Consider the following 5219-nt stretch of genomic DNA (forward strand, 5'->3'; position numbering starts at 1 on the left):
CCCGTGGCCGACCCCCTCACCCCCTGCCGTCCCTACCGCCCCTGCCGCCTCCGACGACGGCAGGGGCCGCATCGAGGGGTTCGCCTCCGCCTCCGCCGTCGCCCCCGGCGACTCGATCGACTTCCACGTCACCGTCGACCCGCCCCGGCCGTTCCGCGTCACCGTCCACCGCATCGGCCACTACGACGGCCGGGGCGCCGCCGAGATCGTCACCAGCCCCCGTCTGGACGGCACGGCGCAGCTCCCGCCGCTCACCGCCGGCCGCACCGTCTCCTGCCACCACTGGTGGCTGTCCTGGCGGCTGCCGGTCCCGTCGTACTGGAGCGCCGGCGCGTACGTCGCCGTGCTGGCCACGGAGGACGGGCGCCACCAGGCGCACGTCCCGTTCACCGTGCGCGACGACCGCGCGTCCGACCTGCTGCTGGTACTGCCGGACCTGACCTGGCAGGCGTACAACCCGTACCCGGCGGCGGACGGGCGGGCCGGCGCGAGCCTGGCGCCCGCCGACGACGAGCACGAGGCGGCCGACCCGGTCACGACCGTCACCTTCGACCGCCCGTACGCGGGCGACGGGCTCCCGCCGCAGGCCGGGCACGCCTACGACGTGATCCGCTGGGCGGAGCGCCACGGCTACGACCTCGGCTACGCGACCGCAGGCGACCTGCACGCCGGCCGCGTCGCCCCGGTCCGCCACCGGGGTCTGGTCTTCCCCGGCCGGGACGAGTACTGGACGGACGAGATGCGCACGGCGGTCGAGGATGCCTGCGAGCGCGGCACCTCGCTGGTGTTCCTCGCCGCCCGCACCCTGTACCGGCGGATCGAGCCGGCTCCCGCCCCCTCCGGCCCCGACCGCCTGCTGACCTGCGGGAGACGGAGGGGCCGCCCCGGACCCGCCCTGTGGCGGGAGAACGACCGCGCGGAGCAGCAACTGCTCGGCATCCAGTACGCCGGGCCGGTGCCGAGACCCCGCCCGCTGATCGTCCGCAACGCCGGCCACTGGCTGTGGGAGGCGACCGGCGCGCACGAGGGCGACGCCCTCGACGGGCTGGTCGCGGGCGAGGCCGACCGCTACTACCCGCGCACCCCGCTGCCCGCCCACGACGAGCGGATCCTGCTCGCGCACTCCCCGTACGGCGACCGGCAGGGCGCGCGGCGCCATCAGGAGACGTCCCTGTACCGCGCGCCGTCCGGGGCCTGGGTGTTCGCCTCGGGCACGCTCGCCTGGTCCCCGGCGCTGGACCGGCCGGGGCACGCCGACCCCCGGATCCAGCGGGCCACCGCCAACCTGTTCGACCGCATCTGCAAACGCGACTGACGCCCTGCGCGGACCCGCGCCCGCCGGACCCGCCCGCACCACCCCGGCCGCCGTCCCGTCCGCACATACGGGAGAATCGACATACCGTCCGGCCCCTCCCGCCACCGTCCTCCGGATGATCGAGCGGGAGCCGGGAGCGCTGCGGGCGTCCCTTCTGTTCAACCACGCGGAGGAACCGTGTCCGGATTCGTCGACAAGCCCGAGCCGATCCAGGTTCCGGGCCTGGTGCATCTGCACACCGGCAAGGTGCGCGAGCTGTACCGGAACGAGGCGGGCGACCTCGTGATGGTCGCCAGCGACCGCATCTCCGCCTACGACTGGGTGCTGCCCACCGAGATCCCGGACAAGGGCCGGGTGCTCACCCAGCTCTCCCTGTGGTGGTTCGACCAGCTCGCCGACCTGCTCCCGAACCATGTGCTGAGCACGGACCTGCCGGAGGGCGCCCCCGCCGACTGGGCGGGCCGCACGCTGGTGTGCAAGTCGCTGAACATGGTCCCGGTGGAGTGCGTGGCCCGCGGCTACCTCACGGGCTCGGGTCTCGCCGAGTACCAGGAGAGCCGGACGGTCTGCGGACTGGCGCTGCCCGAGGGCCTGGTCGACGGCTCCGAGCTGCCCGCCCCGATCTTCACCCCGGCCACCAAGGCCGCCGTCGGTGAGCACGACGAGAACGTCTCCTACGAGGAGGTCGCCCGCCAGGTCGGCGCGGAGACCGCGGCCCAGCTGCGCCAGGCGACCCTGGCCGCCTACTCCCGCGCCCGTGACATCGCCCGGGACCGGGGCATCGTCCTCGCGGACACCAAGTTCGAGTTCGGTTTCGACGGGGACGAGCTGGTGATCGCGGACGAGGTGCTCACCCCGGACTCGTCCCGCTTCTGGCCGGCCGAGCAGTGGGAGCCGGGGCGCGCGCAGCCCTCGTACGACAAGCAGTTCGTCCGCGACTGGCTCACCTCGGGCGAGTCCGGCTGGGACCGCAGGAGCGAGCAGCCCCCGCCGCCGCTGCCCCAGCACGTCGTGGACGCGACGCGCGCGAAGTACGTGGAGGCGTACGAGCGCCTGACGGGCATCACCTGGAGCTGACGCGCGACACCGGGCCGGGGACGCACCCCCCGGCCCCGGACCGTACGGCGGCACAGGCGGCACACCTACGGCGGCGCAGGCGGCGCACACACGACGAAGGCCCCGGTCATCGACCGGGGCCTTCGTCCTCTGAGCGAACGACGAGGTTCGAACTCGCGACCTCAACCTTGGCAAGGTTGCGCTCTACCAACTGAGCTACGTTCGCCTGCTGCGCCGTGGCGCGAGCACCACTATACCCAACCGCGCTCGCGGGCGAGACGCACCGCGGTGTGGCGGTTCTCCGCGCCGAGCTTGGAGACGGCGGAGGAGAGGTAGTTCCGCACGGTCCCCTGGGACAGCCGGGCCCGCTCCGCGATCTCCGCCACGGGCGCCCCATCAGCGGCCAGCTCCAGCACCTCCGCCTCGCGGGCGGTCAGCGGCGAGTCGCCGGCGGCGATCGCGTCGGCGGCCAACTCGGGGTCGACGTACCGGTTTCCCCCGTGCACGGTCCGGATGATCTCCGCGAGCCGCTGGGCGCTGACGGTCTTCGGGACGAACCCGCGCACCCCCGCCGCGAGCGCCCGCTTGAGATGCCCCGGGCGTCCGTGCCCGGTCACGATCAGCACCTGGCAGCCGGGCAGCTCCGTGCGCAGGGTTGTGGCGACCTTCACACCGTCCGCGCCGGGCATCTGGAGGTCGAGGACGGCCACGTCGGGGGCGTGCGCCCGCGCCATCGCCAGGGCCTCCGGGCCGGACGCGGCCTCGGCGACCACCAGCAGGTCGTCCTCCAGGGACAGCAGGGCGGCCAGCGCCCCGCGGATCAGATGCTCGTCGTCGGCGAGCAGCAGCCGCACCACACCGGTCACGACGCGACCTCCAGCGCGGGACGCGCGGTCAGCGGGACCTCCGCGACGAGCCGGAACTCGCCGTCCCGGGCCTCACCGGCGTCCAGCGTGCCGCCCACGGCGGACAGCCGCTCCCGCAGCCCGGCCAGCCCCGTTCCGCCCGTCCGGGTCGACCCGTGCGGGGCGGTGGCCCCGTCGTTGCGCACTGTCAGCACCACACGCCCCTTGGGCCTCCGCACCGTGACGGTGCACTTCTTCGCGTCTCCGTGCCGCAGCACATTGGTGGTCGCCTCGCGCACCACCCAGCCGAGCGCCGACTGCACCTCGGCGGGCAGCCCGCCGGTCTCGCCACCGACCTCGCAGTCGATGCCGGCGGCGCGCAGCACGCCTCGGGCGCCGTGCAGTTCGGCCTCCAGGTCGGCCCGGCGGTAGCCGCGCACGACCTCGCGCACCTCCCGCTGGGACTCCTGGGCGATGCGCTGCACCTCGATCATCTGCTCGACCGCCTCGGGCCGTTCACGCCGGGCGAGCTGGACGGCCAGCTCGCTCTTCAGGGCGATCACGGCGAGGTTCCTGCCCATCACGTCGTGCAGGTCGCGTCCGAAGCGCAGCCGCTCCTCGGCGACCGCCAGCCGGGCCCGGGTCTCACGCGCCTCGTCGAGGGCGTAGACGGCGTTGAGCAGCCAGATGGAGAAGAAGGAGGTGGCGGCGAAGAAGCCGCTGGCGGCCGTCACGAAAGCGGCCATGGCCAGCGCGGCGAGGGCGGGCATGCCGGTCGCCCAGGCCACCAGGCCCGCGCCCGCCCCGAACCCGACGACGAGCCAGACGACGCGCCGCCGCTCCCTCAGCCCGAGGGCCATCATGCCCACGCCGTAGCAGAGCACGGCGCCGAAGACCGAGCCCAGGACGGTGCCGGTGTCCTCCCCGACGGGGCCGTACCGGCCGGGGACGAGGGCGGCGACCGCGAGCAGGGCGGTCGCGGCGCCGAGCGCCCACAGCAGCCGCAGCGGCTGGGGACGCCGGCCGACCGTCCAGTCCAGGGCGCGGGAGGCGGTCACCATGGCCAGCGCGACATGCGCCGCGACCGGTGTCATCACCAGCAGCGCGACCCGCGCGTCCACATGCCCGAAGGCGGTGACGCCGATCACCGTGGGTTCGGACAGGGCGATGAAGTGGAACGACCACCGCGTGTACGTCTCGACCTTGGCGGGCGTGCTCTTGCGCCCCCACCAGCCGCCCGGGCTGCCCATCCGTCGCTCCTGTCCCTGCCGATGTCCGCCGCCGCGCCTTCCGCGCGGCGGGGGCGTCCGTCCCGCCCCTGTTCAGCGCCTCAGCGCCGCGGCTCCCAGCGGAACCGCCGCCGTACAGCAAACACCGCGAGGACGGTCCAGGCCAGGGCGATCGTCACGGCCCCGAGGGACTCACCGGCCGAGAGGTCGCCGGTCCAGCCGCCGCGCACCAGGCTGACGACCGGGGTCAGCGGCAGCAGCTCGCAGACGGACGCCAGCCGGTCCGGGAACAGCTCGAGCGGGACGAACATGCCGGAGCCCAGCATCGACACGATCAGCAGCGGCATGGGCGTGACCTGGGCGCTCTCGCCGGTACGCGTGAAGCTCGCGGTGACGGCGGCGAGCGCCGCGCTCAGCACGAGGCCCAGCAGCAGACCGACGACGGCCAGGTGGGGCGCGGAGGGCGCGGACAGGTCGAGCAGCGCGGCGCAACCGGCGATCAGCAGCAGGCACTGGAGCAGCCCGGTGAGGACGGCCGGCAGCGCGGACCCGGCGAGGATCTCCGCGTCCCGCAGCTCGCCCGTGCGCAGCCGCTTCAGCACCAGCTCCTCGCGCCGGACGACGTAGACGCCGACGAGTGTGGAGTACACGGCGAACAGCAGGGAGAAGCCGACGGCGGCGGGCAGCACGAGCGTGCCCGGGGTGAGCCCGGCTTCCGCGAGGTCCATCTCCTCGGCAGCGGAGCGCACGCTGAGCGGCAGGACCAGCGGCACG

General features: G+C 74.5%; 5 protein-coding genes and 1 tRNA gene. 2 read left to right on the forward strand and 4 right to left on the reverse strand.

Translation table 11 applies throughout. The features are described 5' to 3' along the window. Both CCN29_RS31710 and CCN29_RS31715 read left to right on the forward strand, forming a co-directional pair. Nucleotides 1-1315 (forward strand): N,N-dimethylformamidase beta subunit family domain-containing protein (locus CCN29_RS31710; RefSeq protein WP_442538599.1); only part of this gene is annotated, 1315 nt, incomplete at its 5' end. A gap of 177 nt (nucleotides 1316-1492) precedes the next feature. Continuing rightward, the gene (locus CCN29_RS31715) at nucleotides 1493-2392 is read left to right on the forward strand and encodes a phosphoribosylaminoimidazolesuccinocarboxamide synthase (RefSeq protein WP_006133361.1); all 900 of its coding nucleotides are present in this window, start codon (nucleotides 1493-1495) and stop codon (nucleotides 2390-2392) included. 132 nt (nucleotides 2393-2524) lie between these two features. Here CCN29_RS31715 and CCN29_RS31720 read toward each other — a convergent pair. The 4 genes from CCN29_RS31720 to CCN29_RS31735 form a co-directional block, all read right to left on the reverse strand. Beyond that, nucleotides 2525-2597: transfer RNA gene (locus CCN29_RS31720), tRNA-Gly, on the reverse strand. A 25-nt stretch (nucleotides 2598-2622) separates the two neighbouring features. Further along, on the reverse strand, nucleotides 2623-3228 hold the full coding sequence (locus CCN29_RS31725) for a response regulator transcription factor (RefSeq protein ID WP_006133359.1): 606 nt from the start codon (nucleotides 3226-3228) through the stop codon (nucleotides 2623-2625). 5 nt (nucleotides 3229-3233) lie between these two features. After that, nucleotides 3234-4466, reverse strand: a complete 1233-nt coding sequence (locus tag CCN29_RS31730) for a sensor histidine kinase (protein WP_031018326.1) — start codon at nucleotides 4464-4466, stop codon at nucleotides 3234-3236. Nucleotides 4467-4546: 80 nt separating this feature from the next. Then, a partial coding sequence (locus tag CCN29_RS31735) for an ABC transporter permease (RefSeq protein WP_086685988.1) occupies nucleotides 4547-5219 on the reverse strand: 673 nt, incomplete at its 5' end.

The organism is Streptomyces pseudogriseolus, assembly GCA_002154585.1.
GTDB classification, from domain to species: domain Bacteria; phylum Actinomycetota; class Actinomycetes; order Streptomycetales; family Streptomycetaceae; genus Streptomyces; species Streptomyces pseudogriseolus.

What these genes read in the sequence shown, in the direction of transcription:
- CCN29_RS31730 (WP_031018326.1), bottom strand. Translation starts at nt 4,466, where the DNA reads ATGGGCAGCCCGGGCGGCTGGTGGGGGCGCAAGAGCACGCCCGCCAAG.